The following is a 21124-nucleotide window of genomic DNA, read 5'->3' as shown; positions in this document are numbered from 1 at the left end:
TGCTGCACCATTGGGTGAAGCACCGCTAATCATTCGGCCCGTCGGAGGAACCGTGCTCGATCTCCAGCGCCTGCGTGCCCTGCACGCCGTCTCCGTGCACGGCACCGTCGGGGCGGCCGCCGCCGCGCTCGGGTACACCTCGTCGGCGGTGTCGCAGCAGATCGCCAAGCTGGAGCGGGAGACCAGGACCGTACTCCTCGAACGCGAGGGGCGCGGGGTGCGGCTCACCGACGAGGCACAGCAACTGGTCACCACGGCTGGGGAGTTGCTGGCGATCGTGGAGCGGGCCGAGACCGAGCTGGAGGAGCGGCGAGGGGTCCCCGCCGGGCGGCTGCTGGTGGCGGCGTTCGCCTCGGCGGCGCGCGGGCTCATGCCCCGCGTCCTCGCGGACCTGGCCCGCCGGCACCCGGCCCTGGACGCCCGGCTCAGCGAGGTCGACCCGCATCTGTCGGTGGACCTGGTCGCCAAGGGCGCCGTCGACCTGGCCGTCGCGCACGACTGGGACATCGCCCCGCTGCCCGCGCCGTCCGGAGTGGAACAGGCGGTCATCGGGGACGACTTGTGCGACCTGCTGGTGCCGGCCGGGCATCCGTTCGCGGGGCGGACGGGGGTACGGCGCGAGGAGCTGGGCGGCGAGCGGTGGATCTGCCAGCCGCCGGGCCGGGTGTGCAGCGACTGGCTGCTGCGTACCCTGCGCGCCGCGGGGCACGAGCCGGACGTGGTCCACCAGGCCGACGAGAACCCGACCCTGGTCGCCCTGGTCGCCGCGGGCCTGGGCGTCGCGCTGATCCCGCGCCTGGGCCGGGGCCCGCTGCCCGAGGGGGTCGTGGAGGTGCCGCTGGACCCCATGCCCGTACGGCGGTTGTACGCGCTGTGGCGCACGGGCGCCGCACGCCGGCCGGCCATCGCGGAGACGGTGCGCACCCTGCGGGAGCACTGGCCCGAGGTGTCCGCCCACACGCCCCGCTGAGCCCCGCCGCCACACCCGCACCGACCTGCGCGAATCCGGGCCCGGCCGGGAACCCGGCCCCGCTCCCGCCCGTCCAACCGGTGGGCTGCCGGAGGAGTCCGCGCGGTGCGGTGTCGGCCTCGCCGACGGCTGCGATCGCCGACCACCCTCTCCTCCGCACCGCGGCCGGCAGCCCGCCGCCGTCGGCGCGCCCCCTCCGGCAGCGCCGGCGGCGACCCTCACCGGTTCCTGTGCACTCCCTTGACTGGCAGAAACTTCCCGGATATTGGTGACTCCTCGGAAGTTTCCTTCAGTGGTACTCCAGCGGATCTCCTCCGGAAGGGGCGCACGTGCACGACACCAGCACGGGAACCACCGCACTTCCCTCCAGACGTACCCTCCTCGCCGCCACCGCCGGCCTCACCGCCGCCCTGGCGGTCCAGGGCACCGGCACCGCCCACGCCGCTTCCTCCAACGACAAGAAGCTGCGTGCCCTCATCTCCCGAATGACGCTCGAGGAGAAGGTCGGCCAGCTCTTCGTGATGCGGGTCTACGGCCACTCGGCCACCGCCCCGACGCAGGCCGACATCGACGCCAACCTCAAGGAGATCGGCGTCCGCACGGCCGCCGAGCTGGTCGCCAAGTACCGCGTCGGCGGCATCATCTACTTCGCCTGGGCCAACAACACCCAGAACCCGCACCAGATCGCCGACCTGTCCAACGGGATCCAGCAGGCGGCCCTCGGGCAGCCGCGCGGCCTGCCCCTGCTCGTCGCCACCGACCAGGAGCACGGCATCGTCTGCCGCGTGGGCAAGCCCGCGACCCTCTTCCCGGGCGCCATGGCGATCGGCGCGGGCGGCTCGCCCGCGGACGCCCACACCCTGGGCCGCATCTCGGGCGCGGAGCTGCGCGCCCTCGGCATCAACCAGGACTACTCCCCCGACGCCGACGTGAACGTCAACCCGGCCAACCCGGTCATCGGCGTACGGTCCTTCGGCGCCGACCCGGACGCGGTGGCGGGGCTGGTGGCCGCGGAGGTGAAGGGCTACCAGAGCTCCAAGGTGGCGGCGACCGCCAAGCACTTCCCGGGGCACGGGGACACCGCCACCGACAGCCACTACGGCTTCCCGGTCATCACGCACAGCCGCGAACTGTGGGAGAAGCTGGACGCGGTGCCGTTCCGGGCCGCGATCAAGGCCGGCATCGACTCGATCATGACCGCCCACATCCAGTTCCCGGCGCTGGACGACTCCGGCGACCCGGCCACCCTCTCCCACCCGGTCCTCACCGGCATCCTGCGCGGCGAACTCGGCTACGACGGCGTCGTGGTGACCGACTCGCTCGGCATGGACGGCGTGCGCACCAAGTACGGCGACGACCGGGTGCCGGTGCTGGCGCTGAAGGCGGGCGTGGACCAGTTGCTCAACCCGCCCTCGCTGGACGTGGCCTGGAACGCGGTGCTGAACGCGGTGCGCGCCGGCGAGCTGACCGAGGCCCGGCTCGACGAATCGATCCTGCGCGTCCTGCGGCTGAAGGCGAAGCTGGGACTGCTCGACGACCCCTACGTCAGCCAGGCGAACGTCGACCGTGTCGTGGGCATCGGCACCCACCTGGCGGCGGCCGACCGCGTCGCCGAGCGGACCACGACCCTGCTGGCCAACGAGGGCCGCCTGCTGCCGCTGTCCCGCCGCAGCCACAAGAAGCTGCTCGTCGTCGGCGCCGACCCCGCCTCCCCGTCGGGCACCACGGGCCCGCCCACCGGAGTGCTCGCCGCCGCCCTCAGCGAACTCGGTTTCCAGGCAACGGCGTTGTCGACGGGAACCGCCCCTTCGGCGGCGACCGCCGACAAGGCGGTGGCCGCGGCGCAGGACGCGGACGCGGTCGTGGTCGGAACGTACAACGTCACGGCGGGCAGCTCCCAGAAGACGCTGGTGGAACGGCTCGTCGCCACCGGCCGCCCGGTGATCGCGGTCGCGATCCGCAACCCCTACGACATCGCCCAGCTCCCCACGGTTCCAGCCCACTTGGCGGCCTACTCCTGGACCGACGTGGAACTGCGCGCCGCCGCACGGGTGATCGCGGGGCAGGTGCGGCCGCGCGGCAGGCTCCCGGTGCCGGTCCAGCGGGCGGACGACCCGGCGCGGGTCCTGTACCCCATCGGGTACGGCCTGTCGTACTAGCCGCCCTCGCGCGTCGGGCGTACGGCGCTTACGCCGCGCCCCCGGCGCGCCACCGCCAACCGGCCCGAAGCACCCCGCACGCCTGGCGTGGCCCCGCTGTGGCGGGCCACGCTGGGCCGGGGGGGTGGACCGGGGGATGGCGATGCGCGGGAAATGGTCCGTGGGGGTGGCGTGCGCCCTGCCGGCGCTGCTCGTGGCTCTGCTGACGGGCTGCGGACGGCCGTCCGGGTCCACGGGCGGCCAGGAGCGGGGCGGTGTCCCGGCCTCCGCGCGGCCCTCCGGTCACGGCGCGGTGTTCCTCGGCCCGGGCGAGTGCAGTTCCTTCGGCACGACGAGCTTCACCGAGGTGCCGTGCTCCGGGGAGCGGGCGGCGGCCCGGGTGATCGCCCGCCACGACGGCCCGCCCGGCGACGGCCCGCTCTGCCCGCCGGACACCGACTTCGTCCTGCACATCGGCGCCCAGCCGGCCGCCGCCGGCCAGGAGGGCGGCGCGATCCCGCGGGGCTACGCCTGCATGCGCAATCTCCAGCCGCCGCACCCCGGCGACCCCGGCGGCGGGGGCGGCCCGCGCACCGTCGTCGGCGACTGCCTCTACGGCTCCGGCCGCGGCCAGGTCCGGGAGACCGCGTGCGACGGCACGGGCGGGAGGAAGCCGGAGTACCGGGTGACACGGGCGGTGCGCGACCGCGCCCAGTGCCCGGCGTCGACCGCCCTGTACGTCCGGATCGGCGGCGACGAACCGGTGGGCTGCGCCCGGAAACTGTGACTCCGGGCGCAGCCCACCGATGGATCAGCGTCGGTCGGTCAGCGCGTGCGTGTCAGCGGGTGCCGACCGGCGCGTCACGGCCTGAGCGCCGGCTCGCGCTCCACGTCCCGCACGTCCAGCTTCGCGTCGAAGCCGGCCAGCGGCTTGGCCACCGACGGGTTCACCTGGACCGCCGGGGTGGCGACTCCGGCCCACTCGAGGATCTTCGCCGTGGAGAGCGCCTTCTCGTCCGGCACGAGACCGGCGACGTTCGCCCCGTGGTTCATGCCGGGCGCCGTGAACACGTACGAGTCCCGTGCCCCGTTGCCGAGGCGGAACCGCTCCGAGCCCCACGGGTCGTTCTCCCCGTACACGAAGAGCATGTGGTTCGCGTGCTGGCGCACCCAGGTGTCCACGTCACGCATCGCCGACGGCTGGAACTTCATCGGGATGGACCGCGGCACGAAGTTGCGCGGCGGCTGGTAGCCGTAGCGGATCAGCTTCTTCTCGATGTGCGGGAACTGGATGGTCGGCGCGCCGAGCTGCGTGCCGGCCTGGTAGTAGTACGGCGTGTAGGTCTCGAGACCCTGGTCGGTGTAGGCGTCGAAGCCGGAGATGGCGTCGACGGAGTCCCAGATCTGCTGGTCGGTGGCGTTCTTGGCGTCACCCGGGATGGTGCCGCAGTCCTTCAGCAGGCTGTACTGCCAAAAGCCCCACACGTAGTCGAGGACGACGGCCTCGTACGCCTTGTCCAGGTTGCCGATGGTGGTGAAGGTGTAACCGTTGTCGGCGGCGAACTCGGCGTACTTGTTCTCCAGCGAGGACCGGCGCACCAGCGCCTCCCGCTGCACGCCGTTCAGCCGGTCGCGGCACTCCTTGGTGCCGACGGTGGCGAAGAAGCGGTCGTAGGCGGAATCCTCCTTGTCGACCACGTCGTTGGGCGCGACGTAGGCGACCACGCCGTCCATGTCACCGGGGTAGAAGCGCTTGTAGTAGGTGGCCGTCATACCGCCCTTGGAGCCGCCGGTGGCGATCCAGTTGTGGGAGTAGACCGGCTTCAGCGCCTGGTAGATGCGGTGCTGGTCGCTGGCGGCCTGCCAGATGTCGAGCTTGGACCAGTCGGCCGGGGCGGGCCGGGACGGGGTGAAGAACCGGTACTCCATGGAGACCTGGTTGCCGTCAACGATCTGGGTGGGCTCGCGGCGGCTGGGGGTCGTGGAGACGTTGTAGCCGCCGGTGTAGAAGACCGTCGGGCGGTCGGCTCCCTTGTGCAGCACGGTGATCCGCTGCTGGAAGGTGCCCTTCGACGGATTGCGGTGGTCGACCGGCTGGGTGTAGTTGAGGACGAAGTAGCGGTAGCCGGCGTAGGGCTTCTCCTGGATCAGGCTCATGCCTGGAATGGCCAGGAGCTGGTTCAGTATGTCGGCTTCCGTGCTGCTTGCGGGGCCGTTCGTGGCCTCCGGCTGGGCCGCGGTAGCCACCCCCGCCGTGCTCAGCGTGCCGATGGACACTGTGAGCGCGAGCAGCCATCTGAGCGCCTTGCGCATGCACCCTCCCTATGAGACAGATGTTCGCCGGAAGCTATCGGAGCAACTCGGGTGCACACCAGGGCAGCAGGGAAAATACCTGAACGCGTTTCAGGAGTTCAGCACAGGATCCAGTCCGTGTGCACCGACTTCGACCCCACCGATCCGGCGACCCGCACGCACCGGTGGCCCGCGTGCACGGTGACCGGGCCGGCGTGCCGGGAGTAGCGGCCCTTGTCGGTGACCGGACGGTTGCCGCGGGCCTGCACCGTCACCGACATCGGCCGTTTGGGGCCGGGGTTCCTGGCGACGGTGAGGGCGCAGACGTAACCGTCGCGCTTGTGGACGTGGACGGTGCCGGTGGCGAAGGAGAGCGTTCTGACCTCGCGGCCGGCGCAGGAGGTGGCCGCCTGGGCGGTGCCGGGCGCGGCGAACGCCAGCAGCACCGCCCCGGTCAGCACGGCCACAAGCGCCAGCGGCCGCCGGCGTGTCACACCACTGTCCACAGTCCCCCCTGACGCGAGCGTACAAGTGTACGGATGTACGGACGCGGCCCGTGGGCCGGATGGTTGCGCCCGCGGACTCAGCGGGTCGCGCTGACCGGCTCCTCCGGTTCGGCCGCGCCGACGAACGTCCGCCACAGCTCGGCGTACCGCCCGTCGCGGGCCAGCAGTTCCTCGTGCGTGCCGTCCTCGGCGACCCGGCCGTGGTCCATCACCACCACCCGGTCGGCGCGGGCGGCCGTCGTCAGCCGGTGGGCGACCACCAGTGTCGTACGGCGACCCGCGAGCCGGTCGGTGGCCTGGTTGACCTGTGCCTCGGTGGCCAGGTCGAGCGCGGCGGTCGCCTCGTCGAGCAACAGCACGTCGGGGTCGACGAGTTCGGCGCGGGCCAGCGCGATCAGCTGACGCTGACCGGCCGACAGATTGCGTCCGCGCTCGGCGACCTCGTGCAGATAGCCGCCCTCAAGGGTGGCGATCATCTCGTGCGCGCCGACCGCCCGCGCGGCGGCCTCCACCTCGGCGTCGGTGGCGTCGGGGCGGCCGTAGGCGATGGCGTCGCGGACGGTGCCCGGGAAGAGGTACGCCTCCTGCGGCACGACCCCGAGCCGGTGCCGGTACGCGGTGAGGTCCAGCGCCCTGACGTCCGTGCCGTCGACGGTCACCCGGCCACCGGTCGGGTCGTAGAACCGGGCCACCAGCTTCACCAGGGTCGACTTGCCCGCGCCGGTCTCGCCGACGAAGGCCACGGTCTGTCCGGCCGGGACGCGCAGGTCGACGCCGGTGAGTGCCGCCTCGCCCGCGTCGGCGGCACCGTACCGGAAGTGCACGTCCTCGAAGGCGATCTCGCCGCGCAGGGCGGGCACGTCGAGGGGCTCGGCGGCGGACTTCGTGGACGTCGGCTCCCGGAGCAGCTCCCGGATGCGCCCCAGGGAGACGGTGGCCTGCTGGTAGCCGTCGAAGACCTGGGAGAGCTGCTGGACGGGCGCGAAGAACAGGTCGATGTAGAGCAGGTACGCCACCAGGGCGCCCGTGGTCAGGGTGGCCGCCTCCACCCGGCCCGCGCCCGCGATCAGCACCGAGGCCGCGGCGACCGAGGACAGCAGCTGCACGAACGGGAAGTAGACCGAGATCAGCCACTGGCCGCGGATCCGCGCCTGGCGGTAGCTGTCGCTGCGCCCGGCGAACCGCCGCCCGCCGTCCCGCTCGCGCCGGAAGGCCTGCACGATCCGCAGCCCGGCCACCGACTCCTGGAGGTCGGCGTTGACCACCGACACCCGCTCCCGGGCGAGTTCGTACGCCTTCACGCTCGCCCGGCGGAAGAAGAACGTGCCGACGACCAGCGGCGGCAGCGTCGCGAAGACGACCAGCGCCAGCTGTACGTCGATCACCAGCAGGGCGACCATGATGCCGAAGAAGGTGACGACCGAGACGAACGCCGTGACCAGACCGGTCTGGAGGAATGTCGACAGCGCGTCCACGTCCGTCGTCATCCGCGTCATGATCCGGCCGGTCAGCTCGCGCTCGTAGTAGTCCAGGCCGAGCCGCTGGAGCTGGGAGAAGATCTTCAGGCGCAGCGAGTACAGCACCCGCTCGCCGGTCCGCCCGGTCATCCGGGTCTCGCCGATCTGCGCCGCCCACTGCACCAGCACGGCGAGCAGGGCGAGCAGCGAGGCCGCCCAGACGGCGCCCAGGGCCATCCGTGTGACGCCCTGGTCGATGCCGTGCCGGATCATGACCGGCAGCAGCAGGCCCATGCCGGCGTCCACGGCGACCAGGCCCAGGCTGACCAGGAGCGGCAGGCCGAAGCCGCGCAGCAGGCGGCGCAGGCCGTAGGAGTCCTCCGGGCTGACGGCCCGCCGCTCGTCGATGTCGGGGATGTCGCTGGCGGGCGGCAGCGCCGCGACCTGGGCGAGCAGTTCGGGGGTGGCGGGCATGCCGGCCATCGCCGCGTCCCGGGGCTCGCGGTCCCCCGCCCACAGCGTGGGCGTGATGCCTCGCTCGGCGTCGAACTCCGCGTCCAGCTCCTCTCTTACGGAGACGTCCTCCGGGGGAGCGGCGGGCTGGGCGTGGCCGGGCGAGACGCCGCCGAGCTCGTCGGGGTCGGTGAGCAGGCGCCGGTAGAGGGGGGACCGCTCCTGGAGTTCGTCGTGGGTGCCGATGTCGGCGAGGCGGCCCTGGTCGAGGACGGCGATGCGGTCGGCGAGGTTCAGGGTGGAGCGGCGGTGGGCGATGAGGAGGGTCGTGCGACCCCCCATGACCTGGGCCAGGGCCTCGTGGATCTCGTGCTCGACTCGGGCGTCCACGGCGGAGGTGGCGTCGTCCAGGACGAGCAGGCGCGGGTCGGTGAGGATCGCGCGGGCCAACGCGACGCGCTGGCGCTGGCCGCCGGAGAGGGTCAGACCGTGCTCGCCGACCTTGGTGTCGTAGCCCTCGGGCAGCTCCGAGATGAAACGGTCGGCCTGGGCGGCGCGGGCGGCGGCCTCGATCTGCTCCCGGGTGGCGTCGGGGCGGCCGTAGGCGATGTTGGCGCGGACAGTGTCGGAGAACAGGAAGGAGTCCTCGGGCACCAGGCCGATCGCGGCCCTGAGCGAGTCCAGGGTCAGCTCGCGCACGTCGTGGCCGCCGACGAGGACAGCGCCGTGGGTGACGTCGTAGAAGCGGGGCAGCAGCAGCGAGACGGTGGACTTGCCGGAGCCGGAGGAGCCGACGACGGCCAGGGTCTCGCCGGGGCGGATCCCGAAGGACAGCCCCTGGAGGACGGGGTGGCCGTCCGCGTAGCCGAAGGAGACGTCGTCGAACTCGACGGTGGCGGGCGCGTCGGCGGGCAGCTCCTTGGTGCCCCCGGTCAGGGTGGGCTCGGTGTCGATCAGCTCCAGGACGCGTTCGGTGCCGGCCCGGGCCTGCTGCCCGACCGTGAGCACCATGGCGAGCATGCGGACCGGGCCGACGAGCTGGGCGAGGTAGGCGGAGAAGGCGACGAACGTGCCCAGCGTGATGTGCCCGCGCACGGCGAGCCAGCCGCCGAGGGCCAGCATGGCGACCTGGCCGAGTGCGGGCACGGCCTGGAGGGCGGGGGTGAACCGGGCGTTCAGCCGGATGGTGCGCAGCCGCCCGGCGAACAGCCTGCGGCCGACCTCGCGCAGCTTGGCGGTCTCCTGCTCCTCCTGCCCGAAGCCCTTCACCACGCGGACGCCGCTCACCGCGCCGTCGACCACGCCGGCCACGGCGGCGGCCTGTGCCTGGGCGTACCAGGTGGCGGGGTGGAGCTTGGTGCGGCTGCGCCGGGCGATCCAGCCGAGGGCCGGGGCGACGGCGAGGGCGACCAGGGTCAGCGGCAGCGACAGCCAGGCCATGATCACCAGGGAGATCAGGAACAGCAGTACGTTGCCGATGGTCATCGGCAACATGAAGAGCAGGCCCTGGATCAGCTGGAGGTCGCTGGTGGCGCGGCCGACCACCTGGCCGGTGGACAGCTCGTCCTGGCGTCTGCCGTCGAGCCGGGTGATCGTCTCGTACATCTCCGTCCGCAGGTCGTGCTGGACGTCGAGGGCGAGCCGGCCGCCGTAGTAGCGGCGGATGTAGGTGAGGACGTAGACGACGAGCGCGGCGGCGATCAGGGCGCCCGCCCAGGGGGTCATACGGCGGCTGTGGTCGCCTATCACGTCGTCGATGATCACCTTGGTGATCAGCGGCACGAGCGCCGTGACGGCCATGCCGCCGAGCGAGGCGCCGAGGGCGAGGACGACGTCCTTGGGGTAACGCCAGGCGTACCCGGCCAGTCTCCGCGCCCACCCCGGCTGCGCTGCCACGTCGGTGCCTCCCTCAAGAGCTGATCTTCCGGAAGACACCAACGCGGGCGGCGGCGGATTTCATCCCTCCGTGACAAACGCACCCGGCGGCCAGGGGTCACCCGCCGGAGGGGACCGCCACGAACGCCTCCTTCGGTGTGGTGGTCGGCGCGTAGCGCACCGTGTTCGTGGTCGTGGGGACGAGGTCCTTGTGGATGGCCTTGGCGATGTTCTGGATGGTGGTGACGCCGTAGTTCATGGTGCTGTTGTCCTGGGTGAGCACCGTGATCATGTAGTCGCGGCCGGCGCCGTCGAAGGTGCCGACGCTGTGCACCCGCCAGCCGTGGGTGGAGCGCGACAGCCAGCCGTTCTTGACGTGCACGGCGACGGAGGACGGCGCCCCGGCCGGCGTGCCCCAGCGCTGGGAGGAGACGACCTGGCCCATGAGCTTGAGGATGTAGGCGCGGGAGTTGTCGCTCAGCACGGAGTTCTTCGCCGTGATCAGGGCGAGCAGCTTCTGCTCGTCGCGCACGGTGATCTGGGTCAGTCCCCAGTAGCCGTTCGCGCCGGGCTTGGTCTGGGTCATGCCGGCCGCGGTCAGGAAGCCCTTCACCTTCGTCACGCCCAGCTGCTTCCACAGGGTGGAGGTGGCGTTGTTGTCCGACTTGGTGATCATGGCCTTGGCGAGCGCGGTCTCGCGGGCGGTGAGGTAGCGGTTGTGTTTCTTGGCGTCCCACAGCAGGGTGGCGAGGACGGTGACCTTGACCACGCTCGCCGAGTCGTAGGCGGTCGACTGGCGCAGCGTGCAGGTCGTGTTGGTGCCGCGGTCGCGCAGACCGACGGCGATGGTGCCCTTGCGGCTCTTCATGGCCGCGGTGATGTCCTTCTCCAACTTGGCTGCCAGGCCCGCCTTGCCGGACGTGCAGCTGACCGTGGGTGCGGCGGCCGCGGCAGGCGTCGCGGCGGCCAGGCAGGGAATCAGCATCCCGGCGCCCACGCCCGCCGCGAGCACTCTGGCGCGTCGGGTTGTCGAGTGAGTCATGCCCAGTTGACGTACGGGATCCGGCGAATGGTTGTGCGAGTTGCCCGAGATTTGACCCGCCGTCGTCCACCAGCGGCAGGCCGTCGCCGCCCTCATCCGGGCGGGCCGGCGTCGTACAGGCCGAAGCAGCGCCGTTCCTGGCGGCGTACCAGGCAGGCGCTGGCGGCGTCCGGGCCGGAGCGTCCGAGGGCGATCATGGGAGTGGAGAGTGAACCCTTCGCGTCGTACTCGTCCTTGACCTCCGCCGTCAGCGGAGCATGGCCCGGCATACGGATCTCGACCCGATCGCCGACCCTCCCCAGATCGATACGGGCCCACACCGCGTGGCAGGCGGCACCGTGCCGGATCTTGACCACGGTTCGTCCGGGAAAGGCCTGCCGTCGCAGCGTCGTCGGCGGGGGTGTGACGTCGCACCCGTAACTCTCGGGGTTCTTGCCCGTGCAGTCGCTGCCCTCGCAGCCCGGCGACGCCGGAACCGTCAGGGCGGACGTCGCCGGAGAGCCGCCCGACCGCCAGTGACCGGCTCCGAGGGCACCGGCGACCACGAGTGCCGCCGCGACGGCGACGGCGGCCAGACCGCAGAGCCCTCCGACGGCCAACTCCCGGCGCACACGCGAGTGCGGGAACCGGCGAGTCGCGCGACCGGACGCCCCGGACGCGGCGCGACGGGACGCCGACGGGGCCGCGGCGCCGTCCTCGGCGGGCCCGGCGTCGTCTCCCGAGGAATGGGCCGCGCCTGTCTTCGTGGGTCCGGTCTCGGCGGGGTCCGGAGGTGACGCCGGGCGGGGCGCGGGGAGTTCGGCTCGGGCGGTCGGCGGTCCGGGCTGCGGCGGACGCCCGGAACGCCCGCTCCACACGGCCTCGGCCAGCTCCCACAGGGCGAGCGGCCTGCCGGGATCCTCGCCCGCCAGGGCGCACAGCGCCTCGACGGCCTGCCGGGGCGGGACCGTCTTGCCGTTGAGGTAACGCTCCCAGGAGGACTTGCTGTACCGCGTCTTGTCCGCCAGTCCGGCCAGGCTCAGACCGGTCCGGGCGCGCAGGCCGCGCAGCGTCCCGGCCAGCCGGTCGCACTCCAGGTGCCGGTCACCGGGCGTCATGCCGCAGCACTCCCCAGGTGTCCTCGCCGACCACCCCGTCCACGACGATGTGCGCGTCCCGCTGGAGCCGCTGCACCGCACGCTCGGTGCCGCTGCCGAAGGCCCCGTCGGCGAGCCCCGGCGAGAAGCCGTGGTGCCGCAGCAGGCACTGCGCCTCGACGACGGGCCACTGCGCGGATCCCACACCGAGCAGCTCCGTACGGGTGTTGCTGTAACCGGCGTACAGCAGACCGTCCTTGTCCCTCCGGACCGGGCACGAGTAGTCCTTGCCCGCCTGGAACACGAACGGGTGCCCGTCCCGATCCGTGGCGGAACTCCCCGCCGCGGCCGCCGGCCGGTCCGGTGCCCCGCCGTGGTCCCAGGGGGCGGCCACCAGCAGCGCGGTCAGGGCCAGCAGGGCCGTGACGGACGCCGCCGCCAGGACGGCCACCCACGACCGCCGACCGCTCCCCGGCTCTCCGTCCCGCGTGCCCTTCCCCACGTCCGCCGGCTCCTCCGGCTCCTCGGGTGTCTCCGCCTCCTTGCCGCGCGTGCCCCGTGCGGCGCCGTCCAGCGCCACCGCGGCCACCTCGTGCAGGGCCAGCAGCCGGCCGGGGTCGGCGGCACAGGCGCGGGCGAAGGCGGCCACGGCCCGCTGGGGAGGCAGGGCCCGGCCGTTGAGGTACCGGTCCCAGGAGGAACGGCTGTACCCGGTTCTGGCGGCCAGTGCCTGCAGGCTGAGTCCGCTGTGGTCCTTGACCCGGCGGAGTCGCAGGACCAGTTGGCGCGTCCTGGGGTCGAGTGAGGTCGGCAGTTGCTTCCAAGGAGACATGTCCCCCACATCTCTTCCGTTTGCCAGCAACTCTTTACCGAAGATGCGGCGGGTTCTCGGCCCGGTTCCCCGGCACCGTCCCCCGAAAGGATGCTTTCAGCGGCCATCCGGCGTGACGCGCGTCCCGCCACTGCGTCGTCGCACCGCACGCCCCCGCAGGTCAGGACATGGGACGTCCCATGTGGGCAGCATTCCGGCGGCGGTTGTGGCCCGCCCCCGCGGCCGGCGGGCAGTGTCGGTGGTGCCCGGCGGGGCGGCGTGTTCGTACGACGCGGTCCCCGCCCGGCGCCGACAACCGGACCCAGCAAGGAAACGGGGAACACCCATGACCATCGGCGCAACGCACAGGTCCCTCGGGATCGGCGTCGCCACGCTCGCCCTCCTGGGCGGCGTGGCCACCGCCGGCACGGCCCACGCGACCGGGAGCGTCACCACCCACTCCACCACGGCCGCGGCGAAGAAGTGCACGTACACGAAGAGCCTCGGCTACTACTGCGGCTACTACAAGGGCGACGGCACCGTCCGCAAGGGCAGCAAGGGCGACGTGGCCCGGGAGGTCCAGGCGCTGATCAACCAGACGACCTCGTACACGCCCAAGCTCAAGGTCGACGGCGACTTCGGCACGAACACCAAGGCCGCCGTGGTCTGGTTCCAGAAGAAGTACCACGTCAAGCCGTACGACGGCATCGTCGGCAAGAAGACGTGGAAGGAGCTGCGTCTGAAGTAGCGCCTCCGGGGCGGGTGTGCCGTCCTCTCAGGCCAGGTGCGTGGGCGCGAACATCCGCAGCACCGCCGGGAGGACGACCACCGAGGGCCCCGGCTGGGCCAGGACGTTCGACAGGTCGGTCTCCAGGTTCTCGGGCGTCGTACGGACGCCCGGGACCCCGAAGGACTCGGCCAGGGCCACGTAGTCGGGGCGGGTGAGCTCCGTCGCCGTGGCCTGGCCGAAGGCGTCGGTCATGTACTCGCGGAGGATGCCGTAGCCGCCGTCGTCGACGATCAGCCAGGTGACGTTCAGGTCGTACTGGCGGGCGGTGGCCAGTTCCGCGATCGAGTACAGCGCGCCGCCGTCGCCCGACACCGCCAGGACCGGGCGGGTGCGGTCGGCGGCCGCTGCCCCCAGCGCCGCCGGGAAGCCGTAGCCGAGGCCGCCGGCGCCCTGGGCCGAGTGCATGGCGTTGGGAGCCTTCGCGTCGAAGGCCGACCAGGCCCAGTACGCCAGGATCGTCATGTCCCAGAAGGACGGCGAGCCGGCGGGCAGGGCGCGGCGGACGGACGCCAGCACGTCCTGCTCCAGGGTGAGTTCCTGGGCGGCGATCCGGTCGCGGACCTTGGCAAGGACCTCGCGCACGCGGTCGGCGGCGCCCTCGTCCGCGCGCTCGTCCACCGTCTCCAGCAGGGCCTGGAGCGCCAGGCGGGCGTCGGCGTGGATGCCGAGCGCCGGGTGGTTGGACTCCAGCTTGCCGAGGTCGGCCTCGATCTGGATGACCCGGCCGCGCGGCTTGAACGTGTGGTAGTTGGAGGAGAGTTCACCGAGACCCGAGCCGACCACCAGCAGGACGTCGGCGTCCTCCAGGAAGTCCGTGGTGTGCCGGTCCTCCAGCCAGGACTGGAGGGACAGCGGGTGCTCCCAGGGGAAGGCTCCCTTGCCGCCGAAGGTCGTGACGACGGGGGCGTTCAGCCGCTCCGCGAGGGCCAGCAGCTTGCCGGACGCGTCGGCGCGGACCACTCCCCCGCCCGCGACGACCGCCGGGCGCGCGGCCTTCGACAGCAGGTCGGCCGCCACCGCGGTCAGTTCGGGACGCGGGACCAGCTCCTCCGGGGTCGCGTCCAGCGCCGTGACCACGGGCAGGCTCGTCGCGTCCAGCAGCACGTCCTGCGGGATCTCCACCCACACGGGCCCGTGCGGGACCGTGAGCGCCGACTTCCAGGCGGCCGCGATGGCGGAGGGGATCTGGGACTGGGAACGGACCGTGTGGACCGACTTCACCACGCCGCGGAACGAGGCGGCCTGGTCGGGCAGTTCGTGCAGATAGCCGTGACGGCCGCCGCCGAGCCCCGCCCTCGGGATCTGGCTGCTGATGGCCAGCACGGGGGCCGAGGCCGCCGCCGCCTCCTGGAGCGCGGCCAGCGAGGTCAGCGCTCCCGGGCCGGTCGACAGCAGCAGCGGTGCCGCCTCGCCGGTGATCCGGCCGTAGGCGTCGGCGGCGAAGCCGGCGTTGTTCTCCACCCGCAGGCCCACGTACGTGAGGTCCGAGCGGCGCAGCGCGTCGAACATGCCGAGGGCGTGCTGGCCGGGCAGGCCGAAGACGGTCGTCGCGCCCAGCCCGGCCAGGGTCTCCACGACCAGGTCTCCGCCGTTGCGGCCGGGGGGAGAGTTGAGGGCGGCCTCCGTCTGCGCGGGTGTCGGGCGGAGTACCAGGTCGTGGTCGTGCGTCACGTCGCTTACGCGTCCTTCCGGGCCGCCGCGATCTGGCGGGTCATGATCGTGGTCAGTTCGTACGCCGTGTGGGAGGCGGCCACCGAGGTGATCTCGGCGTGGTCGTACGCCGGGGCCACCTCGACGACGTCGGCGGACACCAGGTTGCAGGAGGCCAGGCCGCGCAGGATCTCCAGCAGTTCGCGGGAGGTCATGCCGCCGGCCTCGGGGGTGCCGGTGCCGGGGGCGTGCGCGGGGTCGAGGCAGTCGATGTCGATGGAGATGTACAGCGGGCGGTCGCCGATGCGCTGCCGCAGCTGGTCGGCCACCTCGTCGGCACCGCGGCGGTAGACGTCGGCGGAGGTGACGATGCCGAAGCCCATCTTCTCGTCGTCGCTGAGGTCCTGCTTGCCGTACAGCGGGCCGCGGGTGCCGACGTGGGAGAGGGCCTCGGTGTCGAGGATGCCCTCCTCCACCGCCCGCCGGAACGGGGTGCCGTGCGTGTACTCGGCGCCGAAGTAGGTGTCCCAGGTGTCGAGGTGGGCGTCGAAGTGGAGCAGCGCGACCGGGCCGTGCTTCTTGGCGACGGACCGCAGCAGCGGCAGCGCGATGGTGTGGTCGCCACCGAGGGTCATCAACCGGGCGCCGGTGCCGAGGAGGTCGTCGGCGGCGGTCTCGATGGTCTCGACGGCCTCGTTGATGTTGAACGGGTTCACGGCGATGTCGCCGCCGTCCGCGACCTGGGCGAGGGCGAACGGGGAGGCGTCCTGCGCCGGGTTGTAGGGGCGCAGCAGCCGGGACGCCTCACGGATGGCGTTGCCGCCGAAGCGGGCGCCCGGCCGGTACGAGACGCCGGAGTCGAACGGCACACCCACGACGGCGACGTCGGTGGTGCCCACCTCGTCGAGGCGGGGCAGCCGGGCGAAAGTCGCGAGGCCGGCGTACCGCGGAACGCGGGAGGAGTCGACGGGACCGCGGGGCGTCTCGGTGCTGCTCATACTGAAATGCCTTCTTTCTTACGCTTCGTCGCGCATGTACTGGCTCGTGATCGACTCTACTGGTGAGCGGGGGCCGGCTCGGACGTGAGTTCGGGGGTGCGCCCGGCAAGCCGCTCGCGCCAGGCGGCGAGGACGGCCTCGTCGGTCGGCTTCGTCGCCAGGGAGACGACGACGTAGGCGGCCAGGGAGGACAGCAGGCCGTAGTAGACGGGCTCGTTGGCGAGGATGCCGAAGGCCGCCATGAGGCCGATGACCGCGGCGCCGCCGACGATCACGGAGGCGAGGGCGCCCTGCACGGTGCCGCGCTTCCACAGCAGTCCGCCGAGGATCGGCACGAGCAGCCCGCCGACGAGCAGGTTGTAGGCGACGGTCAGCGCCTCGACGACGTTGTTGAGCGCGATGGCGGTGCAGATCACGCCGACGCCCATGATCAGGATGAAGGCGCGGTTGCCCTTGACCTCGTCGTGCGCATCCCCGTCGCGGCGGACCGCGCCGCGCAGCCGGGACCAGATGTCGTTGTTGGCGACGGTGGCGCAGGCGATCAGCGCGCCGGAGGAGGTGGACATCACCGCGGCCAGGGCGGCGGCGAGCACCAGGCCCCGGATGCCGATGGGCAGGTCGTCCTTGACGATGGTGGCGAAGGCGTCGTCGGGGCTGCCGAGGTTGGGGTAGAGCACCTTGGCGGCGGTGCCGATGACCGCGCCGGCGATCGCGTAGACCAGGCAGTAGGTGCCGGCGACGGTGCCGCCCCACTTGGCCGTGGTGTCGCTGCGGGCGGTGAACACGCGCTGCCAGATGTCCTGGCCGATGAGCATGCCGAAGGTGTAGATCAGCACGTAGGTGAAGATCGTCTCGCCGCCGATGCCCAGCGGGTCGAAGTACGAGGTCGGCAGCTTGGCCTTCATCTCGCTGAAGCCGCCCGCCTTGACGACGGCGATGGGCAGCAGCAGGAGCAGCACGCCGATCGTCTTGACCACGAACTGCACCATGTCGGTCAGCGTGATGGACCACATGCCGCCGAGGGTGGAGTAGGCGACGACGATCGTGCCGCCGAGGATGATCGCGACGGTGCGGTTCAGGTCGAACAGGACGTCGAAGATCGTGGCGTACGCGATGGTGGAGGTCACCGCCAGCATCAGGGTGTACGCCCACATCACCAGGCCCGAGATGACGCCGGCCCGGCCGCCGTAGCGCAGGTCGAGCATCTCGGAGACGGTGTAGACCTTCAGGCGCGCGATGCGCGCGGAGAAGAAGACCGAGAGGGCGAGGATCCCGAGGCCGATGGTGAAGACCATCCAGGCACCGGAGAGGCCGTACTTGTAGCCGAGGCCGACACCGCCGATGGTGGACGCGCCGCCGAGGACGATCGCCGCCATGGTGCCGGAGTACATCGCGGGACCCAGGCGGCGGCCCGCGACCAGGAACTCGCTCTTGGACTTGGCGCGGCGCATGCCCCACCAGCCCATGGCCAGCATGCCGGCGAGATAGACGACGATCACTGTGTAGTCGACGGCCATGTGGGGCCCTCCTTCGCGCACATCCGGGTGGCGGTGTCGTGCAGATGTATGGGGTCGTGCAGATATGTGGGGGTGGACGTCGGCAAGGGCTCGCGGGGACATCGCCCGTACCCGTGGCTGCCGGCCCCCTAGACACTAGGTGGCCGAAAAGCGACTGCGAAGTGTACTTTTCATCCATTCGAGTCGCGACGGTATGGAGGGAATGCACATCGTGCCGGACGCATCCGTGTCACTGCCCCCGGCGGTCCCACCGACCCCACCGATCCCGCTGTCCGCGCTGCTGGCCCGGGAGGACCTCGCGCTGCGCCTGATCGCCGGCCCGGCCGACCGGGACACCGTGATCCACTGGGCGCACACCTCGGAGATGACCGACCCCTACCCGTATCTGCTGGGCGGCGAGCTGCTGCTGACGGCCGGGGTGCACGTCACTCCGGCGGACGCCACCGGCCCGTACTTCGACACCTATGTCTCCCGGGTGGCCGCGGCGGGCGGCGCGGCCATCGGCTTCGGCCTGGCGCCGGTGCACGACTCGGTGCCGCGCACTCTGGTGGCGGCCTGCGAGGCCCACGGCCTGCCGCTCCTGGAGGTCCCGACGCAGACCACCTTCTCCGGCGTCGCCCGCGCCGTCTGGCAGCTGATGGCGCAGGCCCGGCTGGCGGAACTGCGCCGCGTCACGGAGGCGCAGCAGAGGCTCGCGGCCGCCGCCTCCCGCCCCGACCCCGTCCCCTCCGTCCTGCGTCAGCTGGCCCAGCGCCTGACCGGCTGGGCGGCCCTGTACGGCCCGGACGGCGCGGAGATCGCCTCGGCGGGCCGCGCCCCGCACGACGCGGCCCGCCAGGCGCTCGCCCACCTGACGGACGTGGTCCGCCCGGCCCCGACGACCACGGCGCCTGCGGCCACGACCCCGCCGGGCACGCCCGTCCGGACGCCCGCGACCCCGGCTCCGCTGCCGACCGGCCGGCCCGCCCCGGCAGCCGCCCCCGTGGGCCGGCCCGCGCCCTCCTCCGCCACCGACACCGTGGCCGGCAGCCATCTCGCCGCCTACGCCCTCGGGGCCGGGCAGGGCTTCGTGCTCGGGGTGTCCTCGCCGCGCCGTGAACCCGGGGACCACACCATCGCGTCCGTGGCCGCCGTGCTGCTCTCGCTGCTCACCGGGGAGCACCGCAGCGGTACGGGGGCGGCCCGCTCCTCGGCGCTGGTGCGGGTGCTGCTGGGCGCGGCGCCCGAGGAGGTGGCGCCGCTGCTCGGGACCGGACGGTGGGTCGTCGTGCACGCGCGGCCGGAGACCCAGGCGGCCGACGCCGTGGCCGCCGCCGCGCTCGGCGCCGCGCTGGGCTCGGCGCTGGTCGACCTCGCCGACGGGGTCGTACGGGTCCTCCTGCCCGCCGAGCGGGAGCCGGGCCCCCAGCCCGGCTGGGCCCTCGGGGTGAGCACCGCCGTGGGCCCCGGCGACTGGACGACGGCCGACTCCCAGGCGGCCCGCGCCCTGGCCCGCGCCCGCGCCACCCGCGCCGCCCTGGTCGGCCACGGCACCCGCCCCGGCCTGACCGACCTGCTCCCGCGGGACGAGGCCGACGCCCACGCCCAGGCGCTGCTCGCCCCGCTCCGCGCGGCTCCCGCGCTCATCGAGACGCTGCGCACCTGGCTGTCCCTGCACGGCAGTTGGGACCGCACCGCGGTCGCCCTGGCGGTGCACCGCAACACCGTCCGCCAGCGCATCGCCCGCTGCGCCGCCCTCCTCGGCACCGACCTGGACGACCCCGACGTCCGCATGGAACTGTGGTTCGCCCTGCGGCGGGCGTGACCCGCGTCCCAGCGGCCGGGACACCGGCGACGCGGGCAGTGCGCTGCACCACAATGGGAGCCATGCCGATATCCGGGACACCCAGCCGCGCCGAGCTCGTCGACCACCTCGTGAGGACCCGTATCGCCGGGGACGTCGCCACCCCTCGCGAGAACAACCTCTCCCACTACCGCAAGCTCGCGAACGGCGACCGCCACTTCTGGCTCGGTCTGGAGCTCGGCGACCGCTGGAGCGACGAGCAGGACGTGCTGGCGGTGATGGCGGAGCGCGTCGGCGTCAACGACGACCCGGAGCACCGCTACGGCCAGGACACCATCGACCCCGAGCTGACCGTCGACGCCCTGGAGCGGATGGCCGGCCGGCTGCGCAAGGCGGCCGACAGCCGTCAGCGGGTCCTGTTCGCCACCGGTCACCCCGGCGGCCTGCTCGACGTGCACCGCGCCACCGCCGCCGCCCTGCACGCCGCCGGCTGCGAGATCGTGGTGATCCCGGACGGGCTCCAGACGAACGAGGGGTACGTCATGCAGTTCGCGGACGTGGCCGTCCTGGAACACGGCGCCACGCTGTGGCACACCCACTCCGGCGAGCCGATGCGGGCCGTCCTCACCGGCCTGGAGCGCGAGGGCCGCCCGCTGCCCGACCTGGTCGTCGCCGACCACGGCTGGGCGGGATACGCCGGTCAGCACGGCGTGGACTCGGTCGGCTACGCCGACTGCAACGACCCGGCCCTGTTCGTCGCCGAGGCCGAGGGGACCGTCCAGGTGACCGTGCCGCTCGACGACCACGTGGTCAGCCCCCGGTACTACGACCCGATGACGGCGTACCTGCTGGACCGGGCGGGCCTGGGCTAGGACCCGTCAGGGGTCTGGGACCGGGGCACGCGGACCACGCCCTCCTGGATCACCGAGATCGCCAGCCGGCCGTCCTGGGTGTAGATGCGGGCCTGGCCGAGGCCGCGGCCGCCGTGCGCGGAGGGGGACTCCTGGTCGTACAGCAGCCACTCGTCGGCCCGGAACGGCCGGTGGAACCACATCGCGTGGTCCAGCGAGGCCCCGACCACGTCGCCGACCGCCCAGCCGCCGCGGCCGTGCGCGAGCAGCACGGAGTCCAGCAGCGTCATGTCGGAGACGTAGGTGGCGAGGACGACGTGCAGGAGAGGTTCGTCGATGTCGCCGTCGAGCTTGCCGTTGGCCCGGAACCACACCTGGGAGTGCGGCTCGCGCGCCTCGCCGAACCTGCCGTACGGCGGCTCGTCGGCGTAGCGCAGGTCGACGGCCTCGCGGGCCTCCAGGAACCGCTCCACGACCTGGCGCGGGAGGTGGTCGTAGCCGCGCATCCGCTCCTGCGAGGTGGGCAGGGTCTCCGGGTCCGGGGCGGGCGGCATGGGGGCCTGGTGCTCCAGCCCCTCCTCGTACGTCTGGAAGGACGCCGAGAGGTGGAAGACGGGCTGCCCGTGCTGGACCGCGACGACCCGGCGGGTGGTGAAGGAGCGGCCGTCGCGGATGCGGTCCACGGTGTAGACGATGGGCGCGCCCGGGTCGCCGGGGCGCAGGAAGTACGCGTGCAGCGAGTGCGCGTGCCGGTCCCCGGGGACCGTGCGCCCGGCTGCGACCAGCGCCTGCGCCGCGACCTGCCCGCCGAAGACGCGCGGGACGACCGCGTAGCGGGACTGGCCGCGGAAGATGTCCCGCTCGATCCGCTCCAGGTCGAGCAGATCGAGCAGGGACCGAAGTGCTGGGTTCATG

At 72.7% G+C, this 21124-nt stretch carries 16 protein-coding genes; 6 read left to right on the top strand and 10 right to left on the bottom strand.

Translation table 11 applies throughout. The annotated features are described in order from the left end of the window. Positions 1–52: 52 nt before the first annotated feature. From ACIQMV_RS12645 to ACIQMV_RS12635, 3 genes are all read left to right on the top strand, one after another. On the top strand, positions 53–970 hold the full coding sequence (locus tag ACIQMV_RS12645; protein WP_402592642.1) for a LysR family transcriptional regulator: 918 nt from the start codon (positions 53–55) through the stop codon (positions 968–970). Positions 971–1299: 329 nt separating this feature from the next. Beyond that, positions 1300–3129, top strand: coding sequence for a glycoside hydrolase family 3 protein (locus tag ACIQMV_RS12640; protein WP_402592641.1), 1830 nt, complete (start codon positions 1300–1302; stop codon positions 3127–3129). A 142-nt stretch (positions 3130–3271) separates the two neighbouring features. Further along, a complete protein-coding gene (locus ACIQMV_RS12635) occupies positions 3272–3895 on the top strand; it encodes a hypothetical protein (protein ID WP_401774937.1) in 624 nt (207 codons plus the stop codon). 74 nt (positions 3896–3969) lie between these two features. Here ACIQMV_RS12635 and ACIQMV_RS12630 read toward each other — a convergent pair whose 3' ends face one another. From ACIQMV_RS12630 to ACIQMV_RS12605, 6 genes are all read right to left on the bottom strand, one after another. Further along, positions 3970–5421, bottom strand: a complete 1452-nt coding sequence (locus tag ACIQMV_RS12630; protein WP_402592640.1) for a S28 family serine protease — start codon at positions 5419–5421, stop codon at positions 3970–3972. Positions 5422–5519: 98 nt separating this feature from the next. Beyond that, positions 5520–5906 carry a hypothetical protein gene (locus ACIQMV_RS12625; RefSeq protein WP_141360686.1) on the bottom strand — a complete coding sequence of 129 codons (387 nt, stop codon included), beginning with the start codon at positions 5904–5906 and terminating at the stop codon, positions 5520–5522. 77 nt (positions 5907–5983) lie between these two features. Further along, positions 5984–9712: an ABC transporter ATP-binding protein gene (locus ACIQMV_RS12620; protein ID WP_402592639.1), complete on the bottom strand. Its 3729-nt coding sequence runs from the start codon at positions 9710–9712 to the stop codon at positions 5984–5986. Between the two features lie 97 nt (positions 9713–9809). Then, entirely contained in the window at positions 9810–10676 is an 867-nt protein-coding gene (locus ACIQMV_RS12615) for a serine hydrolase (RefSeq protein WP_401775107.1), read from the bottom strand. A 149-nt stretch (positions 10677–10825) separates the two neighbouring features. After that, a complete protein-coding gene (locus ACIQMV_RS12610; protein WP_402592638.1) occupies positions 10826–11830 on the bottom strand; it encodes a helix-turn-helix domain-containing protein in 1005 nt (334 codons plus the stop codon). Then, positions 11817–12641, bottom strand: a complete 825-nt coding sequence (locus ACIQMV_RS12605; RefSeq protein WP_402592637.1) for a helix-turn-helix domain-containing protein — start codon at positions 12639–12641, stop codon at positions 11817–11819. The genes ACIQMV_RS12610 and ACIQMV_RS12605 overlap by 14 nt, the downstream gene beginning before the upstream one ends. A 325-nt stretch (positions 12642–12966) precedes the next feature. On the opposite strand from ACIQMV_RS12605, the gene ACIQMV_RS12600 reads away from it, so the two are divergent. Then, positions 12967–13368, top strand: a complete 402-nt coding sequence (locus tag ACIQMV_RS12600) for a peptidoglycan-binding protein (protein WP_402592636.1) — start codon at positions 12967–12969, stop codon at positions 13366–13368. A gap of 27 nt (positions 13369–13395) precedes the next feature. Here the strand turns inward: ACIQMV_RS12600 and ACIQMV_RS12595 are convergent, their stop codons facing one another. Genes ACIQMV_RS12595 through ACIQMV_RS12585 form a run of 3 tightly spaced genes read right to left on the bottom strand, consistent with a single transcriptional unit; the run spans position 13396 to position 17575 of the window. Next, positions 13396–15081, bottom strand: coding sequence for a thiamine pyrophosphate-binding protein (locus ACIQMV_RS12595; protein ID WP_402592635.1), 1686 nt, complete (start codon positions 15079–15081; stop codon positions 13396–13398). 5 nt (positions 15082–15086) lie between these two features. Next, positions 15087–16058, bottom strand: coding sequence for an agmatinase (gene speB / locus ACIQMV_RS12590; protein WP_402592634.1), 972 nt, complete (start codon positions 16056–16058; stop codon positions 15087–15089). A gap of 56 nt (positions 16059–16114) precedes the next feature. Further along, positions 16115–17575 carry a sodium:solute symporter gene (locus tag ACIQMV_RS12585; RefSeq protein ID WP_376501350.1) on the bottom strand — a complete coding sequence of 487 codons (1461 nt, stop codon included), beginning with the start codon at positions 17573–17575 and terminating at the stop codon, positions 16115–16117. A 193-nt stretch (positions 17576–17768) separates the two neighbouring features. Here ACIQMV_RS12585 and ACIQMV_RS12580 point away from each other — a divergent pair, with 193 nt between their 5' ends. Together ACIQMV_RS12580 and ACIQMV_RS12575 are read left to right on the top strand one after the other, a co-directional pair. Then, positions 17769–19379: a PucR family transcriptional regulator ligand-binding domain-containing protein gene (locus tag ACIQMV_RS12580; RefSeq protein WP_402592633.1), complete on the top strand. Its 1611-nt coding sequence runs from the start codon at positions 17769–17771 to the stop codon at positions 19377–19379. A gap of 62 nt (positions 19380–19441) precedes the next feature. After that, positions 19442–20230, top strand: a complete 789-nt coding sequence (locus ACIQMV_RS12575; RefSeq protein ID WP_402592632.1) for a phosphatase — start codon at positions 19442–19444, stop codon at positions 20228–20230. Here the strand turns inward: ACIQMV_RS12575 and ACIQMV_RS12570 are convergent. Next, positions 20227–21123 carry an acyl-CoA thioesterase gene (locus ACIQMV_RS12570; RefSeq protein WP_402592631.1) on the bottom strand — a complete coding sequence of 299 codons (897 nt, stop codon included), beginning with the start codon at positions 21121–21123 and terminating at the stop codon, positions 20227–20229. The two genes, ACIQMV_RS12575 and ACIQMV_RS12570, sit on opposite strands and share 4 nt — an antisense overlap. Between the last annotated feature and the right edge of the window lies 1 nt (position 21124).

It is taken from the genome of Streptomyces sp. NPDC091412 (assembly GCF_044756885.1).
In the GTDB taxonomy this organism is placed as follows: domain Bacteria; phylum Actinomycetota; class Actinomycetes; order Streptomycetales; family Streptomycetaceae; genus Streptomyces.
This window is presented reverse-complemented; position numbering and strand designations above follow the sequence as displayed.